The organism is Ruegeria sp. BHSA191, assembly GCF_059613325.1.
Map to the genome: position 1 here is coordinate 57,482 of NZ_JBXWSH010000010.1, position 14,245 is coordinate 71,726.

Here is a 14,245-nt window from a genome sequence, read left to right on the forward strand (position 1 = left end):
AGCGCGCAGTCGCTGCACGCGGCTAGTGCCCGCTGAGCACCAATGTGTTAACCGGCATCAGGATCAGCCGCAGGCGCAGGCCCGCCGCATGCAAGGCACCGATCGTGTCGACCACATGGTAAAACGCCTTCTGCCAGAACCCTAGGCTTTCATCCTCGAGCTTGTGGTGATTGTCGGTATAGACATTGGCCAGGCAGTTGCTGTCCTTCGGGATCGTGTCGGCCATGCCGCCATACAGCGGCTCGAGATAGACGAGGATCGAACCCAGATTGGTATTGACCTGCACGTCACGCAACTCGTTCGTGGGCCGGATCTGCCCCGATGGGATCACGTCCTGCACCTGAACCACCACGACAGGGATCACCGTGAACGGCTTGGTCATGCAGCCCAGTTCTCCGATCTTGCCGGGCTCGATCACCTGTGCGCTCATCTGGTTGAACGCGGCCTGGAACCTGTCGCGCCCCGAGTTTAAGGGCACCAGCATGCCCGCCCGACGCAGAAGCGGGCTTACATAGTCGCCGACCCGCAGCCCGAACTGCTCGACACGGCCGGTCACGCCGGCACTGACGACCGTCTTGTCCAACTCAGCCAACGCCGCGTCCAACTGCGGATTGGCGCTGGACAGTTGGGCGGGGATCAATTCCTCGATCTGCTGAACGACAGCGGCCTTCTTCGACTCGGCCGCACGCACTTGGGCCTGGCGCTCGGCCACCAGGTTTTCCAGCCGGTCGATCTCGGCCAGCCGCACGGCGCTGGAGCCCTCGTCGCGCCGGGTCGTGTTGCGCTCGAGGTCCTCAAGGCCCTGATCCAGCGCGGCCTTGGCCGCCGCAATGCCAGCCTCGGCTTCGGCCAAGTCGGTCTCGGTCACTTTCAACGAGGCCTGGATCTGGGCGATCTGCGCATGCGCCGCCTCGACCTGGGCCTTCTGGGTGAAATCCTCGATCCGGAAGATCGGCTGCCCCGCGGTGACGATCTGGTTGTTGGTCACATAGACCTCGGACACCCGCCCGCCTAGCTGCGGCAGGATCGTCACCGTGCGGAAATACGACGCCGCGGTCTTGCTGGCCGGATGGAAGTAGAACAACATGGTGATCACGAGCGCGAGGATCGCGCAGGTGGTCAGGTCCCAGCGCAGCTCGTACCACATGGTGAACAGGGTGATTTCATGCGCGATCCGCTTGCCCTGCACGAACCTGCGGAACAGGAAATCCCGCAGCACGGTGACCAGCGCGCACATCAGTGTTTCAAGCATCGGCCGCAGCTCCGTCAGTGCGCGTCCCCTGGGCGGTCACGGGTGCCGCGGGCGCCTCTGGGTCGGGTGGCTGGCCGCGGCCCGGTGCCAATGACCGGATGGCATCGGCAATCGAACGCAGCGGAGCAGCGAAGTTCGGAAACTGGAAACCCGCCATCAGGATCGCCGCAATCCAGAAGATGCCGTCGTGGATGAACAGTGCCAGCAGCGCCAGAAGCCTGACCAATTTAAACTGAGGGTGGTTGTTTTCATGCGCCATCTTCTCCGGCACCGAATGCAGGGTCAGGTACCCGACCCCGATCAGAACGACCACGCCGACGGTGAAAAACACAATGAAGGTGAACAGAAAGCCGCTTCCAACCGCCTCTGTCACATACGAGGGGATATGCCCCGTGGCCATCGGGTGAATATCTGCGCCGGTAAAATCCGCCTTCGGAAAATCCTGCAGAAAGGGACTTGATGGGTTGATGCGCAAATTCAACCCCGCTTAAACAAGGGGGACGGATTGTTCCGGCGTTTCGTCCAAACGATCACCAATCGGACGCAGACATGACCCAGTACCTTACCACCCTGAACGGCGCACCCTTGCGCGGATTTGCCTTCGGCACGATGCAATTCGGCGGCCGCGCCGATGCGGACCAGAGCCGAGCGATGTATGATGCCTGCCGGGCCGCAGGGATCGCGCATTTCGACACGGCATATGTCTACACCGATGGCGCCTCGGAAACCTTGCTGGGCCAGATGATCGCGCCCGAGCGCGACGATCTGCTGATTGCGACCAAGGTCGGGTATACGGGTGGCGCGGGGGCGGCGAATATCGAAAGCCAGTTCGACATTTCTCGCGCCCGACTGGGGCAGGACGTGATCGACCTGCTGTACCTGCACCGGTTCGACCCCGGAACCGATGTGGCCGAGACGATGGAGTGTTTCGCCCGCCTGAAACAGGCCGGCAAGATCCGCTATTTGGGCCTGTCCAACTTTGCCGCCTGGCAGGTGATGAAAGCCGCACAGATCGCCGCGCAGTTCGATCTGACGATCGACGCGCTGCAGCCGATGTACAACCTCGTCAAGCGTCAGGCCGAGGTCGAGATCCTGCCCATGTGTTCCGATCAGGGAATCGCTGTGTTTTCCTATTCTCCGCTGGGCGGCGGTCTGCTGACCGGCAAGTATGCGCGCGGCGGCGGCGGGCGGCTGGCCGAAGATGAACGCTATGCCAGCCGCTACGGGGCCGACTGGATGGCCGAAACCGCGACCCGGTTGGCCGATCTGGCGGCCGAAACCGGGGTCGATCCGGCGACGTTGGCGGTGGCCTGGGTCTCCGCCAGCCCCTATGCGCCGACCCCCATCATTTCGGCGCGCAGCCGCGAACAACTGGACCCGTCGCTGGCCGCGCTGACCTTCGAAATGTCCCCCGATCTTTATGCCCGCATCACCGCGCTCAGCGTATCGCCGCCACCCGCCACCGACAGGCTCGAGGAGGCCACATGATCGACTTTCTGGTCATCGGCGGCGGCGTCGCGGGGCTGAGTGCAGGCGCCCGCCTGTCGGAACACGGCTCGGTCACCGTTCTCGAGGCCGAAGACGCGTTAGGCTACCACGCCTCGGGGCGCTCGGCCGCGCTATTCGAGGAGGGGTATGGCCCCGCTTCGGTGGTTGCATTGAACAGGGCCAGTGCCGGGTTCTTTGCCGACAGCGGATACCTGACGCCGCGCGGTCTGATGCTGTTGGCCAAGCAGAATCAGGCCGAACAGTTCGCCCTGGACGTGGCCGAATTGAACATGACGGAAATCCCGATTTCAGAGGCACTGGCGCATGTCCCTATTCTGAACCCTGAAACGGTGACCCGCGCCGCGCTTAGCGAGGCCGCCCATGACATCGACACCGACCGCGTCCTGCAGGATTTCGCCCGCACGATCCGCGCCAATGGCGGGACGGTCCTGACCGGGCAGGCGGTGACAGGTATCCGCAAGGCCGGACACTGGGTCGTGACGGCAGAGCAGGAATTCGAAGCCCGGACCATCGTCAACGCGGCAGGCGCATGGGTGGATGAGGTGGCAACGATGGCCGGGATCGACCCGATCGGGATCACGCCGCGGCGTCGCTCGATGGCGCGCCTGCCCGCGCCCGGCAGCCATGACCTGCGCCACTGGCCAATGATGCTGGGCGCGGGCGAGACCTGGTATGCCAAGCCCGACGCCGGCAAGCTGCTGGTGTCCCCGGCCGACGCCGACCCCGTTGCCCCACAGGACGCCTGGGCCGATGACATGGTGCTGGCCGAAGGGTTGGCGCGTTACGAGGAAATGGTCATCTGCCCGGTTGTGCGGGTGGAAACCAATTGGGCCGGTCTGCGCAGCTTTGCGCCCGACGGCACGCTGGTTCTGGGTCCGGATCCGGCGGATGCCAGCTTTGTCTGGTCGGCCGCGCAAGGCGGCTATGGGTTTCAGACCGCACCTGCGGCAGCGCGGCTGGTCGCCGACCTGGCGCTGGGCCTGCCGCCCGAGCTGCCGCCCGAGATCGTCACGGCGCTGTCCCCTGCGCGACTGCGATCATGACCCGGCGCCCCCTTCCCCCGTGCGCAAGCGTCGCCACTCCGGGCGATGGCGCCCGGCTGGTCGCCCCGGCTGCCAGCAGGAACGTCGCACACCTGTGCGCTCTGCTATCCGAGGTCGCCCCCGACCGAGGCCGCGCGCTGGAGCTGGCCAGCGGCACCGGTCAGCATGTCGCTGCGTTTGCCGAGCGGCTGCCCGGGCTCGAATGGCAGCCGACCGAGATCGACGCCGCGCGGCGCGCCAGCATCGACGACTATGCAAGCGACCTGCCGAACGTGGCCCCGGCCATCGCGCTGGACGCGACCGAGCGTGGCTGGTCGGACCGGCACGGTGGGCAGGATCTGATCGTGCTGATCAACCTGCTGCACCTCATCAGCCAGCCCGAGGCAGAGACCATCATCACCGAGACCGCCCGCGCCCTTGCTCCGGGCGGGCGTTTCGTCCTGTATGGTCCGTTCATGCGGGCCGAGGAACTGACCAGCGAAGGCGATGCCCGATTTCACGCCACCCTGACCGCGCAGGATCCCGAAATCGGCTACAAGGACGATTTCGACACGATTGACCTGATGCAGGACGCAGGGCTGGAACTGGTGCAGGTCTTGGAGATGCCTGCAAACAACCTGGCCCTTGTCGCCGAAAAACCGGCGACCTGATCGAGATCAAGGAGACAGCTCCAAAACCCTATACACATGCCAACAACGATATGTTTAAAAAAGGGTAGCTACACATGAGCTGGAAAGAAAAACTCTCTTCCACAAGATCGGGGCTGAGAAACCTGAACGGCGCGGTCCCCGACACGGCCCGCGCCTTCGGCGCGTTGAGTAAGTCCGTCAAGGAAGGCGGAACGCTTGACTACAAGACCAAGGAATTCGTCGCCCTCGGCATCTCGGTCGCGGTGCGGTGCGAGCCCTGTATCTCGCTGCATGTCGAAGCCCTGATCAAGGCGGGCGCAACCCGCGAAGAGGTCGCGGATGTTTTGGCGATGAGTATCCAGATGGGCGGCGGACCGTCGATGATGTATGCGGCCAAGGCGCTGGAATGTTTCGATGAACTGACCTCGGACTGAACCAGGTGCCCCACCGGGAAAGCCTGCCAAGGCAGGCTTGCCTCCGGCGGAGGTATTTTTGAACAGAAGAAGGGTTTTGTTTACCATTCTCTGAAAGTCTGGAGATGCGGTACAGGCGGAGGCGCCGATGACCGCAACAGGAGAAGGCCCCCTGCCACAGGCGGGGGGCTGGATCATTTCTCGATCCGGCTGCTTCTTCTGTTTGAAAATACCTCCGCCGGAGGCATGGGCCGCCGCAGGCGGCGCATTCAGGGCGCGCCGCCTGACAGGGGGAGCAATCAGCCGTCCTTGCGGATGGTTTCGTTCTCCGGGTCGTAGGGGCTGTCGCAGGTCACGACCGCATCCCACAGCTTGTCGAACATCTTGACCTTCAGCTTGGTGCCTTCCACCGCCAGCTCGGGCTTGACGTAGCCCATGCCGATCGATTTCTCGAAGGCCACCGAATAACCACCCGAGGTCAGACGGCCCACACGCTCGCCTTCGGGCGTATAGAGTGCCTCGCGGCCCCACGGGTCGGCATCCTCGGGCCCGTCGATAAGCAGGGTGCAGCATTTCACCCGAACGCCGGTCTCGATCAGCTTGTCCTTGCCGTGGAACTCTTTGTTCAGATCGACGAAACGCGGCAGGTCGGCCTCGAGCGGCGTCGCGTCGCGGCCCAGTTCGGTGCCGAAGGCGCGATAGGATTTCTCCTGCCGCAGCCAGTTTTGCGCGCGGGCGCCGACCAGCTTCATGCCGTGCTTCTCTCCGGCTTTCTCCAGCAGGTCGAACAGGTAGTTCTGCATCTCGATCGGGTGGTGCAGTTCCCAGCCCAGCTCGCCGGTATAGGCCACGCGGATCGCGTTGACCGGGCACATGCCCAGTTCGATCTGACGGGCCGACAGCCACGGGAAGCGCTTGTTCGACAGGGCGGTTTCGGGCTCGGCGTCCTTGATGACCTCTTTCAGCACGTCGCGCGACTTGGGCCCGGCGATGGCAAAGACGCCCCACTGGGTGGTCACGTCCTGGATCTCGATATAGCCGAACTCGGCCATCTTGTCCTCGGCCGCCTTGCGCAGGAAGTCGGCGTCATACTCGGTCCAGGCACCGGCGGAGACGAGGTAGTATTCGTGCTCCTTCAGGCGCACGATGGTGTATTCGGTGCGGGTGGTGCCGTGATCGGTCAGCGCATAGGTCAGGTTGATGCGGCCGACCTTGGGCAGCTTGTTGCAGGTGAACCAGTCGAGGAACTGGGTCGCGCCCGGCCCCTTGACGATGTGCTTGGTAAAGGCGGTGGCGTCGATCAGACCGACCCCGTTGCGGATCGCCTTGGCCTCTTCCACGGCATATTGCCACCAGCCGCCGCGGCGGAAGCTGCGGGCGTCGTGGTCGAAATTCTCGGGCGCGTCCAGCGGGCCGAAGTAGTTGGGACGCTCCCAGCCGTTGACCCAGCCGAACTGCGCGCCGCGCGCCTTCTGGCGGTCATAGGCCGGGGCGGTGCGCAGCGGGCGGCAGGCCTCGCGCTCTTCGTCCGGGTGGTGCAGGATGTAGACGTGCTCGTAGCATTCCTCGTTCTTGCGCGCGGCGAACTCGGTGGTCATCCAGTTGCTGGAGTAGCGTTTCGGGTCCAGCGAGGCCATGTCGATCTCGGCCTCGCCCTCGACCATCAACTGCGCCAGGTAATAACCGGTGCCGCCGGCGGCAGTGATACCGAACGAGAAGCCCTCGGCCAGCCACATGTTGCGCAGACCCGGCGCGGGGCCGACCAGCGGGTTGCCATCGGGGGTATAGCAGATCGGGCCGTTGAAATCGTCCTTGAGGCCAACCGTTTCCGTGGACGGAATCCGGTGGATCATGCTCATGTATTCCTCTTCGATCCGCTCGAGATCCAGCGGGAAGAGGTCGGCGCGGAAGCTGTCGGGCACGCCATATTCGAAACGGGCCGGCGCGTTGCGCTCGTAGGGGCCCAGGATCCAGCCGCCGCGTTCCTCGCGCACATACCACTTGGCGTCGGCGTCGCGCAGAACCGGATGCTCGGGGTTGCCGGCCTCGCGGAACTTGACCAGCTCGGCGTCGGGTTCGGTGACGATGAACTGATGCTCGACCGGGATCGCGGGGATCTTGATCCCCAGCATCCGCGCCGTGCGCTGCGCGTGGTTGCCCGAGGCGGTCACCACATGCTCGGCCGAGACGACGATCTGCTCGTCTGACGGCACCAGGTTGCCGCCCTTCTCGACCATCTTGGTCAGGGTCACGTCCCAGTGGTCGCCTTTCCATTCAAAGGCATCGGCCTGCCACTTGCGCTCGATCATAACGCCGCGCTGACGGGCGCCCTTGGCCATCGCCATGGTCACGTCGGCCGGGTTGATGTAGCCGTCGGTCGGATGATAGATCGCGCCGACCAGATCATCGGTCCGCACCAGCGGCCACCGCTCCTTGATCTGGGCCGGGCTCAGCCATTCGTAGGGCACACCGCAGGTTTCGGCGGTCGAGGCATACAGCATGTATTCGTCCATACGCTCCTGCGTCTGTGCCATGCGCAGGTTGCCCACCACCGAGAAGCCCGCATTCAGGCCCGTTTCCGCCTCGAGCGTCTTGTAGAAATCCACCGAGTATTTGTGGATGTGGGTCGTCGCGTAGGACATGTTGAAGAGCGGCAGCAGACCCGCCGCGTGCCAGGTGGACCCCGCAGTCAGTTCGTCCCGTTCGATCAGCATGACATCGTCCCAGCCCGCCTTGGCCAGGTGATAGGCAATCGATGTGCCGATGGCGCCGCCGCCAACGATCAATGCTTTGACTTGGGTTTTCATGTGCCCGCTCTCCGGATTGAGTCTGTTTGGCAAGGTTTATGCCCAAGCGCATGGCAAACCGCCAAGTCCATCCGACGCAAAACGGTACAAAACCGACCTGCGCGCCCTCAGCGGGGGAGAATGCTCGGCAAAACGGGTGGTTCGGGGACCCAACGGCGGATGAAGCGCCGCGCCTCTTTCACCTGTTCCCGACTGCCTTTGCCAAGACCGACCATCCGGTTCAGATCAGACGATCTTGCCCGGGTTCATGATGTTGTGCGGATCCAGCGCGGCCTTGATCGCCCGCATGTAATCGACGGCCGGCCCGAGTTCCCGCGTCAGGTAAGGCTTCTTGCCCTGCCCGATCCCGTGTTCGCCCGTGCAGGTTCCCTCCATCGAGATGGCCAGATCGTTCAGCCAGCCGACGAAGTCCTCGGCCTTGGCGACCTCGTCCGGGTTGTCCATGTCGATCAGCAGCAGCGTGTGGAAATTGCCGTCGCCGACGTGGCCCACGACGGGCGCCAACAGGCCAAGCTCTGCCGCCTTGTCCTGCGCCGCGGTCACGCATTCCGCCAGGCGCGAAATCGGCACGCAGACATCGGTCGATATCCCGCGCGCGCCCGGCCGCAGCTGCAACGAGGCCCAGTACATGTCGTGCCGCGCCTGCCACAGCTTGTTGCGCTCTTCCACGGTTGCGGTTGCCGCGAACCCGGTCCCACCGAATTCGTCGGCGATGTCGCCGAAAGTCTCGGCCTGTTCGGCGGCGCTCGCGTCTGAGCCGTGGAACTCGAGCAGCAGCAGCGGCGTCTCGGGCAGATCGAGGCCGGAATAGGCATTGGCGGCCCTGACGGACAGCTGGTCCAGAAGTTCGATCCGCGCCACCGGCACACCGTATTGGATGGTGGCCATCACCGCCTGGCAGGCCGCATCGACGGACGGAAAGGAACACCGTGCCGAGCTGATCGCCTCGGGGATGCCATGCAGGCGCAAGGTCAACTGGGTGATCACCCCCAACGTGCCTTCGGCGCCGATCAGCAGCCGGGTCAGATCATACCCGGCCGAGGTTTTTTTTGCGCGGTGGCCGGTGCGGATGATCCGGCCGTCGGGCATGACGGCTTCCAGGCTCAGGACATTGTCCTTCATCGTCCCGTAGCGCACCGCGTTGGTGCCGGATGCCCGCGTTGCGGCCATGCCACCCAGCGAGGCATTCGCGCCGGGGTCGATTGGAAAGAACAGCCCCTTGTCACGCAGGTGGGTGTTCAACTGTTCACGCGTGACACCGGGCTGGACGATGCAGTCCAGATCGCCCTCGTTCACGGCCAGAATCCGGTTCATCTGGCCCAGATCAATGCAGACTCCGCCCGCCGGCGCGTTCACATGCCCTTCCAGCGACGTGCCCGTTCCGAACGGAATGACCGGCACCTTGTGCGCGGCGCAAGTTTCAACGATTTCGGCCACTTCTTCGGTGGAGGCGGCAAAGATCACCGCATCCGGGCTCTGGTTCTCGATCCAGGTCGTGGTGTGCCCGTGCTGTTCGCGCACCGAGGCGCCGGTTTGCAAACGGTCGCCGAAACGCTGCTTGAGAATGCCGATTGCGGTCTCGATCCCCGCCGCGTTTCTCTCCAATGTGGCTGCACGGCCCATGGCATCCCCCTTTTCTGATCCACTCTGCGCAAAGCGTTTCAATGACTAGATTGCCCGCGCGCGGCAGGCAATCCCCGGCCCCTGCGACGTGATCACTCGCCCAGTGCGATCCCCTCGCGCCGGGGGTCCGCGCCACCGCGCAACCCGTCGCGGATCTCGATTGCGTGCAGACCCGATGTCAGATCGCGCGCGTTCACCTCGAACCCCAGCCCGGCCAGCGCATCGGCAAGCCCCTCGGCCTCGGTCCCGGCCTCCACGTCATAGGTGCCGAAGCGGTTGACCAGATGCGGCAGGGCGACCGCCTGCTGCGCGTCCATGCCCCAGTCGGCCCAGGCAATGATGGACTTGGCGACATAGCCGATGATGCGGCTGCCGCCGGGCGATCCGATCGCCAGAACCGGCGCACCGTCCTGCAGGACGATGGTCGGGCTCATCGACGACCGGGGGCGCTTGCCCGGCTCCAGCCGGTTGGCGATTGGTACGCCGTCCTTGTGGGTGCGGAACGAAAAATCGGTCAGTTCGTTGTTCAGCAGGAACCCGTTGGTCATCAGGCGCGAGCCGAACCCGTTCTCGATGGTCGTCGTCATCGACAGAACGTTGCCAGCGGCATCGACGATGGAAATATGCGAGGTCGAGGGCAGTTCGATCGAAACATCGTCGGCCCAGTTCAGGGCGTGATCGAATTCGGGCATTCCCGGAGCCACCTCGGTCAGGGCCGCGGGGCCGTTCAGCAATGCGGCGCGCCCCGACAGATAGTCCGGATCGACCAACCCCTGCGTGGGCATGGGAACAAAGTCGCTGTCGGCCATGTACCGGCCTCGATCCGCGAAGGCCAGGCGCGAGGCGTCGCCGATCAGCCGCCAGGCCTCGGCGCTATCAGGACCCAGCGCCGCCAGATCGAACCCGTTCAAAAGGCCCAGGATCTGCCCCACCGTCAGCGCACCCGAGGACGGCGGCCCCATCCCGCAGACCTCATAGGCGCGATATTCGGCGCAGACCGGTTCGCGTTCGAGCACCTGATACAGCGCCAGATCCACCCCCGACAGGACGCCCGGGTTGCCCGGTGCGTTTCGGACGGTGCTGACGATATCCGCCGCGATCTCGCCGCCATAGAAACCGGCGGACCCCTCGCGTGCCAGAATGCGCAGGGTCCGGGCATAGTCGGGGTTGGTCAGCCGCTGGCCTTGCTGAATGGGCGTTCCGCCCGGCAGGAAATACTCGGCCGTGGCCGGGAACCGCGACAGACGCTCGGCATCGGCGGCCACCAGACTGGCCAGCCGGGGCGAGACCACGAAGCCTTCCTCGGCCAGGCGGATGCCATCCTCGAACAGGCCGGGCCACGGCGTGCGCCCCCAGCGCCGGTGCGCGTCCTCCAGCAAAGCAGGCGTACCGGGCGTGCCGACCGACAGGCCGCCCACAACGGCATCGAAGAACTTCAGCGGTTCGCCATTTTCGTCCTGAAACAAGGTCGGCGTGGCAGCGCGCGGCGCGGTTTCCCGCCCGTCAAGCGTGGTCAAAGACTGCTTTGCCGCATCGTACCAGACCAGGAATGCTCCGCCGCCCAGGCCTGACGATTGCGGCTCGACCAAGCCCAGCACCACCTGTACTGCAATCATGGCATCGGCCGCCGAGCCTCCGTTGCGCAGCACCCTGGCACCCGCCTCGACCGCCAGCGGATTGGCTGCGGCCACCATCCAGTTCTGCGCCGAAACCGGCCGACCGGCCGCCTTGGCCTCGAGCGCGGCCAGGGCCTGTTCGGTCAGCGCCAGAACCTGACCTTCCGAGGCGGCCTCGGGGGCCACGGCATCGGCGGCTTCCTGTGAGATCGAAGGGCCGGCCAAAGCCAGCGCCGCAAGCGTCAATCCAGAAAACAAAACACGCATCCTGAAGTCCTCCCGAAAAAAATTTTGCTGTGGGCCGCGCCTAGCGGGCCCCAAAAAAAATCCCGGCCGCGCGATGACTGGCCGGGAGCAAACTCACAACATCGCGGGCACGACCTGATCGGGCGGGCGATGCCCGTCTTCAAAGGTCTTGATGTTGATGATGACCTTTTCGCCCATCTCGATCCGCCCTTCCAGCGTGGCCGACCCCATATGCGGCAGCAACACGACGTTCGGCAGCTGACGCAGGCGGGGGTTCACGTCGGTTCCGTGTTCATAGACATCCAGACCGGCGCCCGCGATCTCGCCCGCGCGGATCATCCGGGTCAGCGCATTTTCATCCAGAACCTCGCCACGCGACGTGTTCACGATCACCGCGCTGGGTTTCATCAGCTTCAACCGCCGCGCATTCATCAGGTGAAAGGTGGACGGGGTCGAAGGGCAGTTGATCGAGATCACGTCCATCCGCGCCACCATCTGGTCCAGGCTTTCCCAATAGGTGGCCTGCAACTCCTGTTCGATCTCTGGGCGCAGGCGACGACGGTTGTGGTAATGGATCTGCATGCCGAATGCCGCGGCACGGCGCGCGACGGCTTGCCCGATACGGCCCATGCCCAGAATCCCCAGACGCCGCCCACCGATGCGGCCGCCCAGCAAGGCGGTCGGCGCCCAGCCGGCCCAGTCGCCTTTCTGCATGATCGAAAGCCCCTCGGGGATGCGGCGTGTCACCGCCAGAATCAGCGCCATGGTCATGTCGGCCGTATCGTCGGTCAGCACCCCGGGGGTGTTGGACACCAAAATGCCGCGCTGCCTGGCGGTGGCGACGTCGATGTGGTCAACCCCGGCGCCGTAATTCGCAATCAAGCGCAGCCGCTCGCCGGCCTGGCCCAAAAGCCCCGCATCGATCGAGTCGGTGATCGTCGGGACCAGCACGTCGGCCTCTTTCACGGCGGCCGCCAGTTCGTCGCGCGTCATGGGCGTGTCATCGTCCCGCAGCCTGACATCGAACAGCTCGCTCAGCCGTGTTTCCACCACTTCGGGCAACCGTCGCGTTACAACAACACTCAGACGTTCTCTCGGCACCTCAGCCCTCCTACTGCTTTGCAATCCGACGCGCGCCATGGCATCGTGGCGCAGGATCAGTTGGGGCACAAGAACCCCTGGGGCATCATCCCCACCTTTTTGAATCACGATCGACAGGCGTAAGAGCAGGCAGTGAGCGCTTTTTTCCGGCGGAAACGCCCGCTTCTGGGCATTGTGACGGCGCTGTTCAGTGGTCTCGGCGTTTCTTCCGCCCATGCGGAGCAGGTCCGCGGCCAGGTCACCAACCTACCGATTCCACGCTATGTCTCGATGAAGGCCGCCGAGGCCAACGTGCGCCGCGGCCCGTCGCTGACCCACCGGATCGACTGGGTGTTCAAAAGGCGCGGCATGCCGCTGCAGGTGGTGGCCGAATACGGCAACTGGCGTAAAGTTCAAGACCGCGACGGCGCCGGAGGCTGGGTGCATTATGCCCTGCTGTCAGGCGTTCGCACCGTCCTGGTCGAAGCCGACATGCTGCCGGTGCGCGCCAGCCCCGATCCGGGCGCACTGATCAATGCGCAATTCGAATCCGGCGTGGTGGCCCGCCTAGGCAGTTGCAATATTGACTGGTGTCGCATTTCGGCCGGCGGCTATGGCGGCTGGGCGCCCAAAAGCAACCTATGGGGCGTGGACCCGAACGAAATCCGCGAATAACCGGGATCAGGACGTGCGCCGGACAAAACCCAATAAGGTTTTAACAAGCGCTTCGGGTACATCCTCCTGCAGAGGATGCCCGGCTTTGGGCTGACGTAGATGCGGCTGTCCTGCGGCACTCGGACAGAGTTCCTGAAACACGCGGTCCGCGCCGGCCATATCCGGTCTTCGGCGCCAAAGTCCGTCAGGACCGGCGTCAGTAAGTTTCGGATGACGGCCATGGCCTTGCGATTCGACTCGGATTCCCGGTCGTCCGGCCGGTCTGGCACCGGCACGGGAAACTTATGCGCTCCCGCCTTGTGGCCATCATCCGGGAACGGCGCGTCATAGTCGGAGACCTCGACCTCGGACAGCGTGGACACCGCTCCGCCATGGACGTTTCGCCCGGCGCGAAACTCAGGCGTTTCCTGGCTGAACCGGCGCTACGCGGCGAACGCCGCGCTACAGAGGCTGGTCGCCTGTGAGCAGCGCCGCGTTCGCGACCATGATCCGCGCGAACCGATCCGGTATTTCGGCCCACAGTCGCTGCCCGATCAGCCCGCCCCAGTCCTGACGAAACGGGGTGGTGTCACGCAGATCGAGGCGACGCAACACCCGCCTCAACCGAAACACGTGGCGCGCATAGGTAAAATCGGTCCGCTCGACAGGTTTGTCCGATTTTCCAAAGCCTGCACGATCGGGCGTGATGACCCGGAGTCCGGCTGCGGCGACGGGCCGGATCATGTGACGATACAGGTACGACCAGGATGGTTCTCCGTGCATCATTGGTACCGGATACGCAGCCTTCGGCCCTTCGTCCAGATAGTGGACCCGCAATTCTCTGCCTTCGGTGTCATCCACCATCAGGTAGTTGGGTACAAAGCCGCAGTCCGGCAGGTCACTGAACCTGTGGTCCGGCGTGCCCAGCACCTTCATTTGGATCCTTCCCTTTGCCTTCCCCAGGCTGGCATGCCGACGGCAGGGCGACAGCATGAATGTCACGAAACGCAGCCCGTCTTTGGAGCAAATCTTCAACACCCCCGCCGCGATCTCGCCGCCATTGATCCAACCCTGCGCGTACTTGAAACCCATATGATACACTGCCCCATTCGGACATTGATGGCGTTCAGGATCGAGCCCGAGCTTTCCAAACCGCCAAGCCGAAAACAGGGTTAGTGCAGCAGTGCTGCACACCTGATGAGGAGGGTGCAAAAAAATTTTTATTCGCCCGAATTTTTTCTTCGAAAGCCCTTGAACCCCGCCAACAACAATCGTAAGTAGCCGCTCACCGTTGGGGTGTAGCCAAGTGGTAAGGCAGCGGTTTTTGGTACCGTGTATCGTAGGTTCGAATCCTACCACCCCAGCCATTCCAA

12 protein-coding genes and 1 tRNA gene are annotated in these 14,245 nt (G+C 64.1%); 6 read left to right on the forward strand and 7 right to left on the reverse strand.

Annotated features, from left to right (window positions below; all coding sequences use genetic code 11):
• Window positions 1–22: 22 nt before the first annotated feature.
• Together AC2FNS_RS11565 and AC2FNS_RS11570 are read right to left on the reverse strand one after the other, a co-directional pair.
• Window positions 23–1,252: an HlyD family secretion protein gene (locus tag AC2FNS_RS11565; protein WP_496712700.1), complete on the reverse strand. Its 1,230-nt coding sequence runs from the start codon at window positions 1,250–1,252 to the stop codon at window positions 23–25.
• Window positions 1,245–1,652: a hypothetical protein gene (locus AC2FNS_RS11570; protein ID WP_496797655.1), complete on the reverse strand. Its 408-nt coding sequence runs from the start codon at window positions 1,650–1,652 to the stop codon at window positions 1,245–1,247. The genes AC2FNS_RS11565 and AC2FNS_RS11570 overlap by 8 nt, the downstream gene beginning before the upstream one ends.
• A gap of 149 nt (window positions 1,653–1,801) precedes the next feature.
• On the opposite strand from AC2FNS_RS11570, the gene AC2FNS_RS11575 reads away from it, so the two are divergent.
• From AC2FNS_RS11575 to AC2FNS_RS11590, 4 genes are all read left to right on the forward strand, one after another.
• On the forward strand, window positions 1,802–2,740 hold the full coding sequence (locus AC2FNS_RS11575) for an aldo/keto reductase (RefSeq protein WP_496712702.1): 939 nt from the start codon (window positions 1,802–1,804) through the stop codon (window positions 2,738–2,740).
• Window positions 2,737–3,804: an NAD(P)/FAD-dependent oxidoreductase gene (locus AC2FNS_RS11580; protein ID WP_496712703.1), complete on the forward strand. Its 1,068-nt coding sequence runs from the start codon at window positions 2,737–2,739 to the stop codon at window positions 3,802–3,804. Before AC2FNS_RS11575 ends, AC2FNS_RS11580 begins: the two co-directional genes overlap by 4 nt.
• Window positions 3,801–4,454 (forward strand): DUF938 domain-containing protein, encoded by a 654-nt coding sequence (locus tag AC2FNS_RS11585; protein WP_496712704.1) that lies wholly within the window; start codon window positions 3,801–3,803, stop codon window positions 4,452–4,454. The genes AC2FNS_RS11580 and AC2FNS_RS11585 overlap by 4 nt, the downstream gene beginning before the upstream one ends.
• A gap of 74 nt (window positions 4,455–4,528) precedes the next feature.
• Complete coding sequence (locus AC2FNS_RS11590; RefSeq protein WP_496712705.1) at window positions 4,529–4,867, forward strand: carboxymuconolactone decarboxylase family protein; 339 nt, start codon at window positions 4,529–4,531, stop codon at window positions 4,865–4,867.
• Window positions 4,868–5,145: 278 nt separating this feature from the next.
• Here the strand turns inward: AC2FNS_RS11590 and AC2FNS_RS11595 are convergent, their stop codons facing one another.
• The 4 genes from AC2FNS_RS11595 to AC2FNS_RS11610 form a co-directional block, all read right to left on the reverse strand.
• Entirely contained in the window at window positions 5,146–7,653 is a 2,508-nt protein-coding gene (locus tag AC2FNS_RS11595) for a GcvT family protein (protein WP_496712706.1), read from the reverse strand.
• A gap of 225 nt (window positions 7,654–7,878) precedes the next feature.
• A complete protein-coding gene (locus AC2FNS_RS11600) occupies window positions 7,879–9,276 on the reverse strand; it encodes an FAD-binding oxidoreductase (protein ID WP_496712707.1) in 1,398 nt (465 codons plus the stop codon).
• A 92-nt stretch (window positions 9,277–9,368) separates the two neighbouring features.
• Window positions 9,369–11,159, reverse strand: a complete 1,791-nt coding sequence (gene ggt, locus AC2FNS_RS11605) for a gamma-glutamyltransferase (RefSeq protein ID WP_496712708.1) — start codon at window positions 11,157–11,159, stop codon at window positions 9,369–9,371.
• A gap of 93 nt (window positions 11,160–11,252) precedes the next feature.
• Window positions 11,253–12,239 (reverse strand): 2-hydroxyacid dehydrogenase, encoded by a 987-nt coding sequence (locus AC2FNS_RS11610; RefSeq protein ID WP_496678522.1) that lies wholly within the window; start codon window positions 12,237–12,239, stop codon window positions 11,253–11,255.
• A gap of 165 nt (window positions 12,240–12,404) precedes the next feature.
• On the opposite strand from AC2FNS_RS11610, the gene AC2FNS_RS11615 reads away from it, so the two are divergent.
• Window positions 12,405–12,893 (forward strand): SH3 domain-containing protein, encoded by a 489-nt coding sequence (locus tag AC2FNS_RS11615; protein ID WP_496687414.1) that lies wholly within the window; start codon window positions 12,405–12,407, stop codon window positions 12,891–12,893.
• A gap of 441 nt (window positions 12,894–13,334) precedes the next feature.
• Here the strand turns inward: AC2FNS_RS11615 and AC2FNS_RS11620 are convergent, their stop codons facing one another.
• Window positions 13,335–13,964: an alpha/beta fold hydrolase gene (locus AC2FNS_RS11620; RefSeq protein ID WP_496797656.1), complete on the reverse strand. Its 630-nt coding sequence runs from the start codon at window positions 13,962–13,964 to the stop codon at window positions 13,335–13,337.
• 200 nt (window positions 13,965–14,164) lie between these two features.
• On the opposite strand from AC2FNS_RS11620, the gene AC2FNS_RS11625 reads away from it, so the two are divergent.
• Window positions 14,165–14,239 (forward strand) — tRNA-Gln (locus AC2FNS_RS11625).
• Window positions 14,240–14,245 lie beyond the last annotated feature (6 nt).

Bases quoted from the DNA above. Each gene is read 5' to 3' on its own strand.
- AC2FNS_RS11590 (WP_496712705.1), top strand. From the start codon at position 4,529: ATGAGCTGGAAAGAAAAACTCTCTTCCACAAGATCGGGGCTGAGAAAC.
- AC2FNS_RS11620 (WP_496797656.1), bottom strand. From the start codon at position 13,964: ATGGGTTTCAAGTACGCGCAGGGTTGGATCAATGGCGGCGAGATCGCG.
- AC2FNS_RS11580 (WP_496712703.1), top strand. From the start codon at position 2,737: ATGATCGACTTTCTGGTCATCGGCGGCGGCGTCGCGGGGCTGAGTGCA.
- AC2FNS_RS11585 (WP_496712704.1), top strand. From the start codon at position 3,801: ATGACCCGGCGCCCCCTTCCCCCGTGCGCAAGCGTCGCCACTCCGGGC.
- AC2FNS_RS11565 (WP_496712700.1), bottom strand. From the start codon at position 1,252: ATGCTTGAAACACTGATGTGCGCGCTGGTCACCGTGCTGCGGGATTTC.
- AC2FNS_RS11600 (WP_496712707.1), bottom strand. From the start codon at position 9,276: ATGGGCCGTGCAGCCACATTGGAGAGAAACGCGGCGGGGATCGAGACC.
- AC2FNS_RS11575 (WP_496712702.1), top strand. From the start codon at position 1,802: ATGACCCAGTACCTTACCACCCTGAACGGCGCACCCTTGCGCGGATTT.
- AC2FNS_RS11570 (WP_496797655.1), bottom strand. From the start codon at position 1,652: ATGGCCACGGGGCATATCCCCTCGTATGTGACAGAGGCGGTTGGAAGC.
- AC2FNS_RS11595 (WP_496712706.1), bottom strand. From the start codon at position 7,653: ATGAAAACCCAAGTCAAAGCATTGATCGTTGGCGGCGGCGCCATCGGC.
- ggt (WP_496712708.1), bottom strand. From the start codon at position 11,159: ATGCGTGTTTTGTTTTCTGGATTGACGCTTGCGGCGCTGGCTTTGGCC.